The sequence below is a fragment of the Bradyrhizobium sp. LTSP857 genome, from assembly GCF_000938285.1.
In the GTDB taxonomy this organism is placed as follows: Bacteria; Pseudomonadota; Alphaproteobacteria; order Rhizobiales; family Xanthobacteraceae; genus Bradyrhizobium.
In genome coordinates this window covers 397,577-413,494 of record NZ_JYMS01000046.1, presented here as the reverse complement: position 1 = coordinate 413,494, position 15,918 = coordinate 397,577, and the positions used below count along the sequence as shown (strand labels likewise).

Annotated in this window: 12 protein-coding genes and 1 pseudogene; 10 read left to right on the top strand and 3 right to left on the bottom strand. The window is 64.3% G+C overall.

All coding sequences use genetic code 11. The features are described from left to right. The first annotated feature begins 1,092 nt into the window (after positions 1 to 1,092). The gene (gene ilvD / locus UP06_RS31370) at positions 1,093 to 2,817 is read left to right on the top strand and encodes a dihydroxy-acid dehydratase (RefSeq protein ID WP_045007537.1); all 1,725 of its coding nucleotides are present in this window, start codon (positions 1,093 to 1,095) and stop codon (positions 2,815 to 2,817) included. Beyond that, positions 2,804 to 3,631 (top strand): tetratricopeptide repeat protein, encoded by an 828-nt coding sequence (locus tag UP06_RS31365; RefSeq protein ID WP_045007536.1) that lies wholly within the window; start codon positions 2,804 to 2,806, stop codon positions 3,629 to 3,631. Before ilvD ends, UP06_RS31365 begins: the two co-directional genes overlap by 14 nt. A gap of 16 nt (positions 3,632 to 3,647) precedes the next feature. Here UP06_RS31365 and xth read toward each other — a convergent pair whose 3' ends face one another. Next, positions 3,648 to 4,445, bottom strand: coding sequence for an exodeoxyribonuclease III (xth, locus tag UP06_RS31360; protein WP_045007535.1), 798 nt, complete (start codon positions 4,443 to 4,445; stop codon positions 3,648 to 3,650). A gap of 132 nt (positions 4,446 to 4,577) precedes the next feature. Here xth and UP06_RS31355 point away from each other — a divergent pair, with 132 nt between their 5' ends. Further along, positions 4,578 to 6,908, top strand: coding sequence for a hybrid sensor histidine kinase/response regulator (locus tag UP06_RS31355; protein ID WP_045007534.1), 2,331 nt, complete (start codon positions 4,578 to 4,580; stop codon positions 6,906 to 6,908). On the opposite strand, the gene UP06_RS31350 is transcribed toward UP06_RS31355, so the two are convergent. Continuing rightward, on the bottom strand, positions 6,905 to 7,807 hold the full coding sequence (locus UP06_RS31350) for a hypothetical protein (protein WP_045007533.1): 903 nt from the start codon (positions 7,805 to 7,807) through the stop codon (positions 6,905 to 6,907). The genes UP06_RS31355 and UP06_RS31350 overlap by 4 nt on opposite strands. 145 nt (positions 7,808 to 7,952) lie before the next feature. On the opposite strand from UP06_RS31350, the gene UP06_RS31345 reads away from it, so the two are divergent. Further along, the gene (locus UP06_RS31345; RefSeq protein ID WP_045007647.1) at positions 7,953 to 8,630 is read left to right on the top strand and encodes a DUF4272 domain-containing protein; all 678 of its coding nucleotides are present in this window, start codon (positions 7,953 to 7,955) and stop codon (positions 8,628 to 8,630) included. A gap of 211 nt (positions 8,631 to 8,841) precedes the next feature. On the opposite strand, the gene erpA is transcribed toward UP06_RS31345, so the two are convergent. Beyond that, positions 8,842 to 9,171 carry an iron-sulfur cluster insertion protein ErpA gene (gene erpA, locus UP06_RS31340; protein ID WP_045007646.1) on the bottom strand — a complete coding sequence of 110 codons (330 nt, stop codon included), beginning with the start codon at positions 9,169 to 9,171 and terminating at the stop codon, positions 8,842 to 8,844. 122 nt (positions 9,172 to 9,293) lie between these two features. Between erpA and UP06_RS31335 the strand changes: the two genes are divergently transcribed. The 6 genes and pseudogenes from UP06_RS31335 (at position 9,294) to UP06_RS31315 (ending at position 15,913) form a co-directional block, all read left to right on the top strand. Further along, positions 9,294 to 10,502 carry a deoxyguanosinetriphosphate triphosphohydrolase gene (locus UP06_RS31335; RefSeq protein WP_156163348.1) on the top strand — a complete coding sequence of 403 codons (1,209 nt, stop codon included), beginning with the start codon at positions 9,294 to 9,296 and terminating at the stop codon, positions 10,500 to 10,502. Positions 10,503 to 10,511: 9 nt separating this feature from the next. Then, positions 10,512 to 12,302, top strand: a complete 1,791-nt coding sequence (gene argS / locus UP06_RS31330) for an arginine--tRNA ligase (RefSeq protein WP_045007531.1) — start codon at positions 10,512 to 10,514, stop codon at positions 12,300 to 12,302. Between the two features lie 140 nt (positions 12,303 to 12,442). Next, positions 12,443 to 13,170 (top strand): annotated as a pseudogene (locus UP06_RS42265) (SPOR domain-containing protein); the annotation flags it as partial. Positions 13,171 to 13,173: 3 nt separating this feature from the next. Continuing rightward, positions 13,174 to 14,003 (top strand): SPOR domain-containing protein (locus UP06_RS42260; RefSeq protein WP_245305594.1); only part of this gene is annotated, 830 nt, incomplete at its 5' end. Positions 14,004 to 14,048: 45 nt separating this feature from the next. Continuing rightward, positions 14,049 to 15,077, top strand: coding sequence for a beta-N-acetylhexosaminidase (gene nagZ / locus UP06_RS31320; protein WP_045007530.1), 1,029 nt, complete (start codon positions 14,049 to 14,051; stop codon positions 15,075 to 15,077). Beyond that, on the top strand, positions 15,074 to 15,913 hold the full coding sequence (locus tag UP06_RS31315) for a segregation and condensation protein A (RefSeq protein WP_045007529.1): 840 nt from the start codon (positions 15,074 to 15,076) through the stop codon (positions 15,911 to 15,913). Before nagZ ends, UP06_RS31315 begins: the two co-directional genes overlap by 4 nt. The last annotated feature ends 5 nt before the right edge of the window (positions 15,914 to 15,918 follow it).

Below are 15,918 nucleotides of genomic sequence, written 5' to 3'. Positions count from 1 at the left end.
TCGGATTTGTCGTATGTGTCGGCCATCCCGGCTCGACCTTGAGGGGCGATCATGTGTCGTCATTTTTCGCGAGCCGGGCTTGCGGTGGACGCAGCAGCGTCGGGCGTGAGATGTGCGGGCAGGGCGGATTGCTCTCCGTGAGCCCGAGGCTTCACGCCGACGAGCGGCGCTGAGAGTTCGTCTCGCCAATATCCCGGTGGCTGTGTGCACCACGCCGTCGGGCTCTGTGGCGAACAAGCGAACGCGCGTACGGCAAAACCGTGTGGTCCTGGCCGTCGTTGCTACGGTCAAGCTTTCGCGGAGGCGGCATTCGCGTCAACCGGCGCGGTGTCGGCGACTTTCGCGAAGGTGAGGGAGGCCAGAACGAACTCGGCTCCCGGGAGAGCACGGCATAAGCCGTCAACCCATCGCGCAGGGAAGGCCGTGTGTTCGGCTTCACCTGTATGCCGCTGTGCAATTCCTTTTGCGCTACCCGCGCACAGCGGACCGTGGGTGCCAGCCGGCACCCGGCCTTCCCTGCGCCCTCTTGGATAAGAGGGTGGAGAGATCAAGCAAAGCTCGGGCGAATTGGGCCGCGAGAACGCGAAGGTGTGTCTGCGAGGGAAGGTGGGAGTTGGAAATGAACGACGTTACCACGCACTCCTCCGCGGAAATATTCTGGATTGCTTCGCTGCGCTCACAATGACGATGAGCGCTCACCGGAATGACGGAGCTGGCAGTGCCGCTCGCGACTCAGCTCAAGGAACCCCCTCATTGAGCTGAGTGCCGGGCGCGCCGAGCCTGCTCCAAAATCTGAAGTTGTGGATTGCCCTCTCCGTGAGGGTATCGCAGTAGTCTTATTCGTGTCCTCCAGGCCACGATTGTGCTGTCTATGCAACATTCCCGCGCGATTTAACCCTTATCGCAGTCCGTTCGCATCCACGCCGCTTTTTGGCCACACCTGAACATGAATAAAATCGCTCTAATGTTTAGGGGCGACGGCAGCCGGCGAAGGGCGACGGGAAATCCCAAGGTCGATTCAAATCTTGGGTCTGATGTTCCGGGTCTGACAAGGGTTAGCCAAGGAAACTGGTCGCCAAGGAAACTAGGCGCATGGACGCGAAGACCAACATCAAGCAGAGGCTGCCAAGCCGTCACGTGACGGAAGGCCCTACGCGCGCGCCCCATCGCTCCTACTTCTACGCCATGGGTCTGACCACCGAGCAGATCCACCAGCCCTTCGTCGGCGTCGCTTCCTGCTGGAACGAGGCCGCGCCCTGCAACATCTCCCTGATGCGCCAGGCGCAGGCGGTGAAGAAGGGCGTGGCGTCGGCCGGCGGCACGCCGCGCGAATTCTGCACCATCACCGTCACCGACGGCATCGCCATGGGCCATGACGGCATGCGCTCCTCGCTGCCGTCGCGCGAATGCATCGCCGACTCCGTCGAGCTGACCGTCCGCGGCCACGCCTATGACGCGCTGGTCGGGCTCGCCGGCTGCGACAAGTCGCTGCCGGGCATGATGATGGCGATGGTCCGCCTCAACGTGCCCTCGATCTTCATCTATGGCGGCTCGATCCTGCCCGGCAATTTCCGCGGCCAGCAGGTCACCGTGCAGGACATGTTCGAGGCGGTCGGCAAGCACTCGGTCGGCGCCATGTCGGACGAGGATCTCGACGAAATTGAGCGCGTGGCATGCCCCTCGGCCGGCGCCTGCGGCGCGCAGTTCACCGCCAACACCATGGCGACCGTCTCCGAGGCGATTGGCCTGGCGTTGCCGTACTCGGCCGGTGCCCCGGCACCGTATGAAATCCGCGACGCCTTCTGCACGACCGCGGGCGAGAAGGTGATGGAGTTGATCGCGTCCAATATCCGGCCGCGTGACATCGTCACCCGCAAGGCGCTCGAGAATGCGGCCGCTGTGGTCGCCGCGTCCGGCGGCTCGACCAATGCTGCACTGCACCTGCCTGCGATCGCGCACGAGGCCGGAATCAAGTTCGACCTGTTCGACGTCGCCGAAATCTTCAAAAAGACACCATATGTCGCGGATTTGAAGCCGGGTGGCCGTTATGTCGCCAAAGACATGTTTGAAGTTGGCGGCATACCGCTTCTGATGAAGACGCTGCTCGACAACGGATTTCTCCACGGCGACTGCATTACGGTCACCGGTCGAACGATCGCCGAAAATCTCAAAAGCGTTAAATGGAATCCGCACCAGGACGTGGTGCACCCGGCAGACCACCCCATCACCGTCACCGGCGGTGTGGTCGGTCTGAAGGGCAATTTGGCGCCAGAAGGTGCGATCGTGAAAGTCGCGGGAATGTCCAATCTGAGGTTCACCGGTCCGGCGCGTTGCTTTGACCGGGAAGAGGACGCCTTTGAGGCCGTCCAGAACCGCACATACCGCGAAGGCGAAGTCATCGTGATCCGCTACGAGGGCCCCAAGGGTGGCCCCGGCATGCGGGAGATGCTCCAGACCACCGCGGCGCTGACCGGGCAGGGCATGGGCGGCAAGATCGCGCTCATCACCGACGGCCGCTTCTCCGGTGCCACCCGCGGCTTCTGCATCGGCCATGTCGGGCCCGAGGCCGCCATCGGCGGCCCGATCGCACTGTTGCAGGATGGCGACATCATCGAGATCGACGCCGTGGCCGGAATCCTTAACGTAAAATTGAGCGACGCCGAGCTCGCGCAACGCAAGACCAAATGGAGCCCTCGCGCGACTAACCATACGTCGGGTGCGCTCTGGAAATATGCTCAGCAGGTTGGACCAGCGGTCGATGGGGCAGTAACCCATCCTGGCGGCGCGCACGAGAAACAGTGTTATGCGGACATCTAGGCGTACCATCGTTGCGTTTGTGTTGGGGGCTACCGCGCTGGCCGCGCCGGCGCTCGCCTTCGACGGCGCGCCGGTCAACCAGAAGGATGCGACCATCCCGGTGGTGACCACCTTGCCGGGTGCCGCGGGCACGGTGCGCAAGGCTGCGCCGCCGGCCGTGACCGGCCAGGAAACCTCGCTCAGCGCCCTGCAATATGCCGCCGAGGGCGGCCACCCGATTGCGCAGTGGAAGCTCGGCCGCATGTACGCCAATGGCGACGGCGTCGCCCAGGACGACGTGCGCGCCTTCGAATATTTCAGCCGGATCGCGAATGCGCATGCCGAGGACAGCCCGTCGGCGCCGCAGGCGCAGGTCGTGGCCAATGCCTTCGTCGCGCTCGGCCGCTACTATCTGAGCGGCATCCCGAACTCGAAGATCAAACCGGATCCGGACCGGGCGCGGGAGATGTTCTCCTATGCCGCGTCCTATTTCGGCAATGCGGATGCGCAATACGATCTCGCCCGGCTCTATCTGAAGACCCCGGACGCCTCGCGCGAGGATTTCCGCTACGGCGCGCGTTGGCTCGGCCTGGCCGCCCAGAAGGGCCAGCATGAAGCCCAGGCGCTGCTGGGCCAGATGCTGTTCAACGGTGACCGCCTGCCGCGGCAGGCCGCACGCGGTCTGATGTGGCTGACCCTGGCGCGTGACAGCGCCGGAACCGACGAGACCTGGATCAAGGAAAACTACAACCGCGCCTTCTCCAAGGCCTCCGATGACGACCGCGCCATGTGCCTGCAAATGCTGGAACAGTGGGTGCAAGGCCGCCGCGAGTAGGCCTGTAGAGGCGGCGTCACGCCGCCTCTAGATCCAGATCCGCCCACACCGGCACGTGATCCGACGGCTTCTCCCAGCTGCGCACATAGCTGTCGATCCCGACATTGGCGAGCCGATCGCTGGCCTGCGGCGACAGCAGCAGATGGTCGATGCGCAGGCCGTGGTTCTTCTGCCAGGCGCCGGCCTGGTAGTCCCAGAAGGTGTAGAGCCCGGGCTCGTCCGTCACCGCCCGCAGCGCATCGGTCAGGCCGAGCCCAAGCAGCGACTGAAAGCTCTCCCGCGTCTCGGGCTTGAACAGGGCGTCCTCGGTCCAGGCGGCGGGATTGTGGACGTCGCGGGCAGCCGGGATGACATTGAAGTCGCCTGCGAGGATCAGCGGCTCCTCGGTCTTAAGGCGCTCCTTCGAATACTCAAGAAGCCGAGACATCCATTTGAGCTTATAGGGATATTTCTCGGTTCCGACCGGGTTACCGTTGGGCAGATAGAGACAGGCGATGCGCAGCACCCCGCGCTTGAGTGTCACCACACCCTCGAGGAAGCGGGCATGCGCATCCTCGTCGTCGCCGGCCAGCCCCGATTTGGTCTCGTCGAACGGCAATTTCGACAACAGGGCGACGCCGTTGAACGTCTTCTGCCCGTGAGTGACCACGTTATAGCCGAGCGCCTCGATCTCCAGCCGCGGGAAGGCCTCGTCGACGCATTTGATCTCCTGGAGGCAGACGATGTCCGGCTGGCACTCCCTGAGCCAGGTCAGCAGAAGATCGATCCGCTGCCGGACCGAATTCACGTTCCAGGTGGCTACTCTGATCGGCATTGCGGGGCGCTCCAAACGGGGCCTCGTTAGAACAAAATGTAAACGCGCCCGTCAAGGACGCCGCAAAATCTCCCACAAAATTAACCCGGCTTAAGCAGGCCGCAGGCCATTGATGCGGAAAAGGTTCCGCGGATGGGATGGCCGGACAAATCCACACAACAGACTGAGCCGCATGACGGCCTGATCGGCGCGTTCCTGTATTGGCTCGGCGGCTTCGAGATCGAGGACGGCCTGACCGCCGGTCTCAGCGAGCGCGAGCTGCGCCGGATCCGCGCCAAGCAGATCGACGCGGTGACGCGGCTGATTCCGGTGACGATGGCTGTGACCATGCTCAACGTCGCCATCGTGCTGATCCTGTTCTGGGGCAGGGGCTGGAACGACTTCCTCACGATCTGGGGCCTGACGCTCGCCACCTCTGCGTCGCTCGCGGTGCGCGCGTGGCGGCGTTCGCATCAGAACCCGCCGGAGGAAGCTTCACCGCGCGCTGCGCGACAGATGCTCCGGCAGGCATTCTTCCTCGCCGCGATCTGGGGCACGCTGCCGCTGGCGCTGTTCAGCCGGGTCGGGCCGACCAGCCAGTTGATCCTGGCCTGCCTGATGGTCGGCATGATGTCGGGTGGTGCCTTCACGCTCTCGACCTTCCCGCGCGCCGGCCTCGTCTATCTCGCGACCATGACGGTTGCCTGCGCCGGAGCGATGCTGCTGTGCGGTGCTGGTCCATATGCGCTGACCGCAGTGTTCCTGCTGCTGTTCGCGTTCTTCATGGCGCGCAACATCGTCTCGCAGGGCAATCTGTTTCTCGGCAATCTCAAGGCCCAGCTCGAGCTTGAACGGCAGACCGAAATCATCTCGCTGCTGCTGAAGGATTTCCAGGAGAACGCCAGCGACTGGCTGTGGCAGACCGACGCCGAAGGGCATCTCACCGACGTGCCTGAACGCTTCGCCGACGTCGCGCAGCTGCCGCTTCCGCTGCTGAAGGGATCGCATTTCGCCGACGTGCTCGACATGCTCTGCCCCGAAGACAAGGCGGCCGCCTACAACGTCGTCGGCCTGATGGAGCACGCCGAGCCGCTGCACGAGATGAACCTCAAGGTCGTCGCCGGTGGCGAGGCGCGGCTATGGTCGCTGACGGCGAAGCCGGCCTACGACCGCGACGGCCAATTCCTCGGTTATCGCGGCTTCGGGCGCGACATTACCGAGCGCTGGCGCGCGGAGAAGGCCGAGGCCGAGAGCCGCGCCAAGTCCGACTTCCTGGCGGTGATGAGCCATGAGATCCGCACGCCCATGAACGGCGTGCTCGGGCTTGCCAGCATGCTGCTCGAGACCAAGCTCGATCCGGAGCAGCACGAGGCCGTCACCAGCATTCACGAGTCCGGTGACAATCTCCAGCGCATCCTCAACGACATCCTCGATCTCTCCAAGCTCGAGGCCGGGCGCTTCGCGTTCGAGGCCATCGACTTCGCCCCGCAAGCGCTGGTGGAAACGGTCGCGACCGTCGTGCGCGCAAGCGCCAAGAGCAAGGGGCTCGCGATCAAGGTCGAGCTCGATCCAAACTTGCCGCCGACACTGCGTGGCGATGTCGCCCGCATCCGGCAGGTGCTGCTCAACCTCGCGTCCAACGCGGTAAAATTCACCGACGAAGGCGAGGTGACAATCAAGGCCACCTGCCAGGCGCGCCGCGACCTGCTCGCGACCGTTGAATGGACCGTGACCGACAGCGGCATCGGCATCGCGCCCGAGAAGCTCGGCCAGCTGTTCTCCGACTTCGCGCAGGCCGACGCTTCGATCAGCCGCCGCTTCGGCGGCACCGGGCTTGGGCTTGCGATCTCACGCCGCATCATCGAGCAGATGGGCGGCACCATCGGCGTCACTTCGACGTCGGGTGAGGGCTCGACCTTCCGCTTCACGCTGGTGCTGCCCTGGAGCCAGGCGCAGGCGTCCGACCAGAATGCAGACCGCGATGAAGCCGATGAGCTCAAGGCCCGTATCGCCGGCCTCGATCGGCCGCTGAAGGTGCTGGTCGCCGAGGACGATGCCGTCAATCGCATGGTCGTGAGCAAGATGCTTGGCGCCTTCGATGTCGATTTGCGCGTCGTCACCGACGGCGTCGAGGCCGTCGAGGCGGCCTCCGAGGGCGACTACGATGTCGTGTTGATGGACGTCCGCATGCCCGACATGGACGGCCTTGCCGCGACCCGGGCGATCCGCGCGCAGGGTGGACGCTTCGAAGCCTTGCCGATCATCGCGCTCACCGCCAACGCCTTCCCCGAGGACGTCAGGATCTGCCGCGAGGCCGGCATGTCGGACTTTCTGGCAAAACCGCTACGCAAGCCGGCGCTGGTGGCAGCCTTGCTGCGTGCGCTGGACGGACACGTGATGGCGGAGGACGCGCCGCTCCAGCCGGAGCTGATGCCTGACGAGGTGGAGTGGACGGACGAGGAAAGGCAGATGACGGGCGCCTAAAGCTTTCCATAGACTCGCCCGGCGATCACCTTCAGGCGCTCGACCGAGCCGGACTCCGGATGCGGCTTGACCGGCGCGAACAGGATCGAGGCCTGCCTGCCGTTCTTCCAGACAAAGATGTTGACGGCATTGCCGTTGCCCTTGGTGCAGGAATGCTCGCCGAACGCTTCACTGCCGAGCTCGGGGATGGCCACGTGCTTGCACGGGCCCGTGCGCTTCATCATGCTGATGAACGTGTCGCGCGAGATCGCAATCACCGCGACTGTCATGGTGTTGGCCTCACGATCGAACATCATGCAGCTGCCCGCGCCGGTCCGCTGGACCTGCAGCGTGCTCTTGTCGAGGAAGCCGTCGGCATCCCCAGGCGTGAGCCATTCGCAAGTGCCGAACCGCTCGCTGGTCTTGCTCACATTGCCAATGGCGACGCGCGCGGCTTGGGTGATCGGTCCGAGCAGCGCGTCGTCGGCACGGCGGCCGATCGGATAGACGCTGATCTGCAGAATGTAATCGCCGGACAAGGCGACGACCGAGGCCTCCTGGCGCTCCGCGCCGGCGGCGCTCGTTCCGCCCTGACCTTCGTCGCCGATCCCGGACACTGCGTTAAGCGGCATGCGCTCGCCAAGCGTCTTGACGAAGGTCGCGTACAATTCCCTGGCGCGGTCCTTGTCGGGATTGCGGAACACGGTCAGCATCATCGTATCGCCGCGCCCGGCCTGGTAGATGCAGCCGCGGCCGTCCTGATTTGAAATCAGCGACCATTTGAGCGTCGGCATCGCACCGGCGAGCTCCTGGGCGCTGATGAACGGGCATGTTTCGGCAGCGTGCAGGGGGAGCACCGGGACGGCAGCGACTGCAACGAATAGAACGAGGCAACAGAACAGACGATTGATCATGCGCATTGGATAACTGTCTTCCGCTACTGGCGCGCCACGGCGATGCCGCAGTCTGGCATGCGCTCCAAGCGGCTGCGATGGGAATGCTCGATCTTGTCGCTGCCGAAGGTGCCTCGTAATATTGCAGGTTCAACAAGTGTTGGGGGGCGCGATGAATGAGGGGCTGGCAGCGGACAATGGCGGGGTCTCAGCGGAAGCTATTGATAGAAGGCTCAGGTCAGAAGGGATCCTTCGAGCCGAGGGCGTACCTGTCCTTGCCACATTACCCGTTATTGAGAGCGCGGCTGAGGCGCTGAAACGATCAAAAGAAGAAGTCGCGCTGCGCACTCTTTGCGTCCTTTTCGTTGCTGCAAAGGGCGAAGGGCTTGGGGAAGAGCTAGTTGAACAACTTCTGGAATCATACGAACTCCGGCCACATCTGACTCCCCAGGAGCTCGCCTTCGTGCTCGACCATTCCCCCTCGCAGCACGACCGGATTCAATTCACTTGGAGGCACGAAGCCGCCTGGACTCTGCTTTGGGCATTGGGCTTCGTGGCGCAATTAGGAAAGCCAGCTCAGATTTGCGACGTGGAATTCGCCGCTGGGACAATGGCCGAAAGGACAACCTCTCAGTTCATCGAAGACTCCGAACTTCGTCCGATCGCCGACATTCTTGATCAGGCCGATCTGATCTACAGGTACCACTGGGCTGTTAGAAATGCCCGTATTGGGGGACAGGAGGTACCGGCGGGTCTCGATCCTGGCGTGACGCAAGAAAGGCACTACGCTTTGAACTGGCTTATCGGATACAATGAACAAGCGTGGGACCACGTCACGACTGACACCTAATCACTTGATGTGCTGCGGCAGACTCGCTCAAACAAAACTTTCGCGATCGTGGGTGTGCCCGGTCTAGCTCCCAGCCCTTGGGGATATCGCGATGATCACATCCTACCCCTGTTTTGCCCGACGGGTCAAATGTACTTCGCAAAAGCCGAAACTGGCCGCGCCGGCGTCCCGGCTACTGTGCATGGGGTTGTTTTTCAGATTTTGAATCGGGCTAGATCGAGAAGCTGGTCCCGCAGCCGCACGAGGCGGTCGCATTCGGATTGTTGACGCGGAACGAGGCGCCGATCAGATCGTCCACGAAATCGACCTGCGATCCCGCCAAAAACGGCTGGGAGGCGGAATCGACCAGGACCACTGCATTCGCCTGCTCGATCACGAGATCGTCGTCGGTGCGGGCACGGTCGATGTCGAACTTGTACTGGAAGCCGGAGCAGCCACCGCCCTCGACGGAGATCCGCAGCATCGCGCCAGACCCTTCACCCTTGAGGATCTCCCCAATCCGGCGTGCGGCCCTGTCACTGATGGTCACGTCAGTCGTCATCTTCGTCTCCGCTAGTCCCGCGGTCATACCAAATTCATTTGCCCAATTCATTTGGTATCCCGCACCCGGCATAGTTAAGTGTCACCATACGCAGAATCAAATGGATAGGGACTAAATTCGCCGTGTCCGTCGGAATGGCTGCCACCCGTGCGCCCTATGCCTGCGACCCCGATCGCAGCCGTGGCCGGCTGGTCGCGGAACCGCCGAGCCAGACCCGCAGCCCGTTCCGGCGAGATTGTGACCGGGTCATCCATTCCACCGCGTTCCGCCGCCTGAAGTACAAGACCCAGGTGTTCGTGTTCCACGAGGGCGACCACTACCGGACCCGGCTGACCCATTCGCTGGAAGTGGCGCAGATCGCCCGCGCACTGGCCCGGCAGCTCGGGCTCGACGAGGACCTCACGGAAACGCTGGCGCTCGCCCATGATCTCGGTCATCCGCCGTTCGGGCACGCCGGCGAGAGGGCGCTGGACGCCTGCCTGAGGGATTTTGGCGGCTTCGACCACAACGCCCAGGCGTTGCGCGTCGTAGCCTCGTTGGAGCATCGTTACCCCGAATTCGACGGGCTCAACCTGACCTGGGAGTCGCTGGAAGGCATCGTCAAGCACAACGGGCCGCTAGCGGATCGCAGCGGCGCGCCGGTCGGGCGCTATCGTGAGCACGGCATTCCCGTCGGGATCGCCGACTACATCAAGTCATACGACCTCGAGCTCTGGAGCTTCGCCTCGCTCGAAGCGCAGGTGGCCGCGATCGCCGACGACATCGCCTACGACGCCCACGACATCGACGATGGCCTGCGCGCCGGCCTGTTTCACCTCGACGATCTCAAGGTGATGCCGCTCACGGCAGAGATCATCGCCGAGACCTCGGCGCATTATCCCGATCTCGAAGACGTCAGGCGTGGCGCCGAGCTGGTACGCGAGCTGATCTCGCACCTGATCGGCGCGGTCTTCGCGGAAGCCAAGAGGAACCTCGCCGCCGTGAAACCGCAATCGGCCCAGGACGTCCGGCAGCAGAGCCGGGCGCTGGTCGCGTTCCCGGCCGAGGTCGCCGATGAGGAGGCCGCCATCAAGCGATTCCTCTTCCAGCACATGTACCGCCACAAGCGCGTGATGCGGGTGATGGCGGAGGCGGAGCAGATCCTGTTCGACCTGTTCGCAAAATACCTGACATCGCCGGGCGAGCTGCCGCCGGAATGGCTGGTGGAAGCGGAGGGGGACGACGAGGCCGACCGGGCCCGCCGGATCGGCAATTTCATTGCCGGAATGACCGACCGTTTCGCCCTGACCGAGCACCAGCGGCTCTTTGACTCGACCCCGGATTTGCGTTAGGCGGCGGCCATGCCCGACACATCCTCATCCCTGCATTTGTTCGCCGACGTGCTCGGGCGCGTGCACGCTGTCTGCCGCGCGCTCGCGGCCGACGCCAGTTGGCCCGAGGGCATCGATTTCTCGCGCGTGGTGGTCGAGCCGCCGCGCGATGCCTCCCATGGCGACATGGCGACCAACGCCGCCATGGTGCTTGCGAAAGAGGCAAAGGCGAAGCCGCGCGACCTCGCCGAGCAGATCGCCGAACGGCTCCGTGCCGACGCGCTGATCGCCAAGGTCGATGTCGCCGGTCCCGGCTTTATCAATCTGACGCTCAAGCCCGCCGCCTGGGCGGAGGCGCTGCGGACGGTGCTGCGCGAGGGCGCCGATTACGGCCGCGTCCGCGGCGGCTCCAAGGTCAATGTCGAATACGTCTCGGCCAATCCGACCGGACCGATGCATGTCGGCCATTGCCGCGGTGCTGTGTTCGGCGACGCCTTGGCGAGCCTGCTCCAGTTCGGCGGCCACGATGTTACGCGCGAGTATTACATCAACGACGCTGGCGCGCAGGTCGACGTGCTCGCGCGCTCCGCCTTCCTCAGGTATCGCGAGGCGCTTGGCGAGGATATCGGCGCGATCCCGGAAGGGCTTTATCCCGGCGATTATCTCAAGCCTGTCGGCGCGGCACTGGCGAAGGAGCATGGCGACAAGCTCCGCGCGATGAGCGAGGCGCAATGGCTGCCGACGGTGCGTGCCAAGGCGATCGCGATGATGATGGACGAGATCAAGGGCGACCTCGCCGCTCTCAACATCCGCCACGACGTGTTCTTCTCGGAGCGCTCGCTGATCGAGACCGGCAACAACAAGGTTGCCGAGACCATCGATTTCCTGAAGGCCAAAGGCGACGTCTACGAGGGGCGCCTGCCGCCGCCGAAGGGCGCGCCGGTCGAGGACTGGGAGGACCGCGAGCAGTTGCTGTTCAAGGCCACAGCTTACGGCGACGACGTCGATCGTCCGCTGATCAAGTCGGACAATTCCTACACCTACTTCGCCTCCGACATCGCCTACCACAAGAACAAGTTCGACCGCGGTTTTGCGGAGATGATCGACGTCTGGGGCGCCGATCATGGCGGCTATATCAAGCGCATGCAGGCGGCGGTGAAGGCCACGACCTCCGGCAAGGGCGCGCTCGACGTCAAGATCGTCCAGCTGGTCAAGCTGCTGCGCAATGGCGAGCCGGTGAAAATGTCCAAGCGGAGCGGAGACTTCGTCACCTTGCGTGAGGTGGTGGATGAAGTCGGCCAGGACGCCGTCCGCTTCATGATGCTCTACCGCAAGAACGACGCAGTGCTCGACTTCGACCTCGCCAAGGTCATGGAGCAGTCCCGCGACAACCCGGTGTTCTACGTCCAGTACGGCCATGCCCGCGGCCACTCGATCTTCCGCAACGCGCGGACCGAGGTGTTCCCAGACCTGCCAGAGGATGCAGACAAGCGCATCGCTTGGCTTCGTGAGTCGGCGGTGGAGCGGCTGTCTGACCCGGTGGAGCTCGACCTTCTCAAGCGGCTCGCAATTTTTCCGCGCATGCTGGAAGCGGCAGCCAGCGCCCACGAGCCGCACCGAATTGCCTTCTATCTCTATGACTTAGCGAGCGAATTTCACGCACTTTGGACGAAGGGGCGCGATTTGCCCTATTTACGCTTCATTATCAATAATGATGCAGATCTAACGAAGGCGCGGCTGGCCATGGTCCAGGGCGTCGTCTCAGTCTTGGCATCGGGCCTCGCCATCCTCGGCGTCCATGCCCCGGACGAGATGCGGTAGTTTGGGGTGAACTACTTAAGGGGAATTTTGGGGATACCGGCAGAAGCCGGATCGCTTAGACTTGGTTGAAAGCCTTGTGGGTCGAAAGCCGCGCCTTGGTCGAGGGGCGCGCGGCTTTCCCGAAGGGACGCATCATCACGATGGCCGATCGATATCAGGACAGACCGTTTCCTTCCGATGACTTTGGTCGCGGTGGCGATCAGCATGGGAGAGCGGAAAGCGATCCCTTGGCTGAACTCGCCCGCCTAATCGGGCAAACTGATCCCTTCGCCGCGCAAGGCCGGCCGAGTGCACGGCCACCGGCAGCGCCTGCACCCACGCAGAGCTATCAGGAAGACGATTATCCGCAGGACGACTCTCAGCAGGACTATGCCGAGCAGGCCGCGCCGCCTCAGCCCGGGCCGCCGTCATGGATGCGGCGCGCCAATGTGCAGCCGGCACCCGCTCCCGAGCCTGACTATCCCGTCTCTGTGAACCCGGTTCATCCGTTGCATCGCTATTCGGCCCAGCCGACGGCGCCCGAGCCTGATCTTCATCAGCCGCAGGCCTATCAGGATCACGCTTACCAAGACCAGGCGCACCAAGCCCAAGCCTACCATCAGGAGCAGGCCTACCAGGAGCCACAGGAGCAGCCCGATCCGGCGCGCTACGATGATGCGCTCTACGGCCGGCTCGAGGCGGGCGAGCAGGATTTCCAGCGCGAGCCGGCCTATCCGGACGATCCCTACGCGTTCCAGAGCGACTATCCCGAGGCCGATCTCGAAGAGCCCAGGAAGTCGCGCGGCGGCATGATAACGGTTGCGGCAATCCTGGCGCTCGCAGTTGTCGGAACCGGCGCCGCGTTCGCCTACAAGACCTATATCGGCTCNNNGCTCGCCCCGTAGCGGCGAGCCGCCGATCATCAAGGCCGACAACACGCCGACCAAGGTCGTGCCGGCGCCGGCGGACTCCTCGGCCAAGGTGCCGGACCGCATGGTGAGCGGTGACGGCAGCGAGAAAATCGTGCCGCGCGAGGAGGCGCCTGTCGACGTCAACACCAAGGCGGCCGGTCCCCGCGTGGTGTTCCCGCCGTTGAACCAGAACGCGAACCCGCCGCCGGTCGCGAGCGTCTCGCCGTCCACCGTTCCGCCGCCGACTGGCGGTTCGATTCCAAGCAACGGAACGATGCCGAACAGCGCGCCGCGCTCGATCAAGACTGTGGCCGTGAGAGGCGATCAGACCGACGGCACCGCTCCGCAAGTCGCCGCGCCGTCGGCCACCAAGCCGGCAGCACCGCTGAAGCCGGTCGCAGCACCGGCCGCGCCGCGTACGCCGCCGACCTCGGCCAATGCCAGCGCCAACCAGCCGCTCTCGTTGTCACCGCAGGCAGCGCCGTCCGAGCCGCCGCAGCGGATGGCCGCGACCAATCCGACGCAGCTTGCACCTGCGAGCAGCGGTGCCGGTGGCGGCTTTGTCGTGCAGGTCTCCTCGCAGCAGAGCGAGGACAGCGCGCAGGCCTCGTATCGGGTGCTTCAGAGCAAATATGGCAGCGTCCTCGGCTCGCGCTCCCCGGTGATCAAGCGGGTTGATCTGACCGACAAGGGCAAGGGAATCGTCTACCGCGCCTTCGCGGGGCCGTTTGGCTCGGCCGATGAGGCGGTGCAGGCCTGCAACAATCTGAAGTCTGCTGGCCTGCCGTCGTGCTTCGTCCAGAGGAATTAGCGGCGGATTCCTTGACCCTCTCACGGGGCAGGGTTAATCGGCCCTATGAGCACGCGGGCCTTCATTACCGGCGTTTCCGGAACGGGACTGACCGCCGCTGAGCGGGAGTTCATCCGTGCTGAGCGCCCATGGGGCTTCATCCTTTTCAAGCGCAATATCGACACGCCGGCTCAAGTTGCTGCACTTGTTGCGGAATTACGGAGCGTCGCGCATGCTGCCGACGCGCCAATCCTGATCGATCAGGAGGGCGGACGGGTGCAGCGGCTGGGGCCGCCGCACTGGCCGGTCTATCCGCCGGGCGCCGTGTTCGCGAACTTGTACGACACTGATTCGGCGCTCGGGCTCGCCGCAGCCCGCCTCAGCGCCCGCCTGATCGCGGCCGATCTCGCCGATCTCGGCATTACCGTGGATTGCTTGCCGCTGGCTGACGTGCCGGTTGCGGGCGCTGACGCCGTGATCGGGAACCGCGCCTACGGCACCGAGCCGGGCAAGGTCGCGGCCATCGCCCGCGCGGTCACGGAGGGCTTGGAGCAGGGCGGCGTGCTGCCGGTGCTGAAGCACATTCCCGGCCATGGCCGGGCGACCGCCGACACCCATTTCAAGCTGCCGACCGTCGATACGCCGCGGGACGAGCTGGACCGGACCGATTTCGCGGCATTCAAGCCGCTCGCGGATCTGCCGATGGCGATGACTGCACATGTTGTGTTTAGCGCCGTCGACCCCGTCCATCCGGCGACGACTTCTGCGACAATGATCGCTCAGGTGATTCGCCACGCAATCGGGTTCCAGGGTTTGTTAATGAGTGATGACGTGTCGATGAACGCGCTGGCGGGCAACCTCGCCGAGCGGACCCGGGCCATCTTTGCGGCCGGCTGCGACATGGCGCTTCATTGTAACGGCAACATCGAGGAGATGCGTGACGTTGCCGGCCAGACGCCGGAATTGTCGGGCCGGGCGCTGGCGCGGGCGAACGCCGCACTCGCCGCGCGCAAGGCGCCGCAGCCGTTCGACCGGGCGGCCGCACGCGCGGAACTGGACGCATTGATCGCACGGGCAAGCACGGCATCCGCATGACCGCAGAAATCCTATCGTTTGAAACCGGGCGGCCCGCAGAGCTCGCCGAGGGCGAGCCGGCATTGGTGGTCGATGTCGAGGGCTATGAAGGCCCGCTCGACCTGTTGCTCGCGCTGGCGCGGCAGCAGAAGGTCGACCTGTCCAAGATCTCGATCCTGGCGCTGGCCGACCAGTATCTCCACTTCATCGAAGCTGCGCGAAAGATCCGGCTCGAGCTCGCCGCAGACTATCTCGTGATGGCGGCCTGGCTCGCCTTCCTGAAGTCGCGCCTGCTGCTGCCGGAGCCGCCGAGTGCGGAAGGTCCGAGCGCGGAGGAGATGGCGACCGCGCTTGCCAACCGTCTGCGCCGGCTGGAAGCCATTCGCGAAGCGGCCAACCGGCTGATGAACAGGCAGCAATTGCTGCGCGACATCTTTCCGCGCGGCGAGCCCGAGCACATCGCCGAGATCAGGCATCCGAAATATACGGCGACGCTGTACGACCTGCTCACGGCCTACGCCTCGCAGCGCCAGTCGCGCGTGCTGGCGAGCGTGCATCTCGCCAAGCGCACGGTGTGGTCGCTTGCTGAGGCGCGCGCCACGCTGGAGCGGCTGGTCGGCAGTATCACCGAACAGGATGATTGGGGCGTTCTCGACGACTATCTGCTCCGGCACGTCGCCGATCCGACGCAGCGCGCGACGGTGCTCGCCTCGAGCTTTGCCGCCGCGCTCGAGCTGGTGCGTGAAGGTCAGCTGGAGCTGAACCAGAAAGAGGCGTTTGCGCCCATCTATTTCCGGAAGGGGCGCCATCAACCGGTTCCGGACGCAGCTCCTGCGCCCGATGCGCCGGTCGGCTAAGTGCA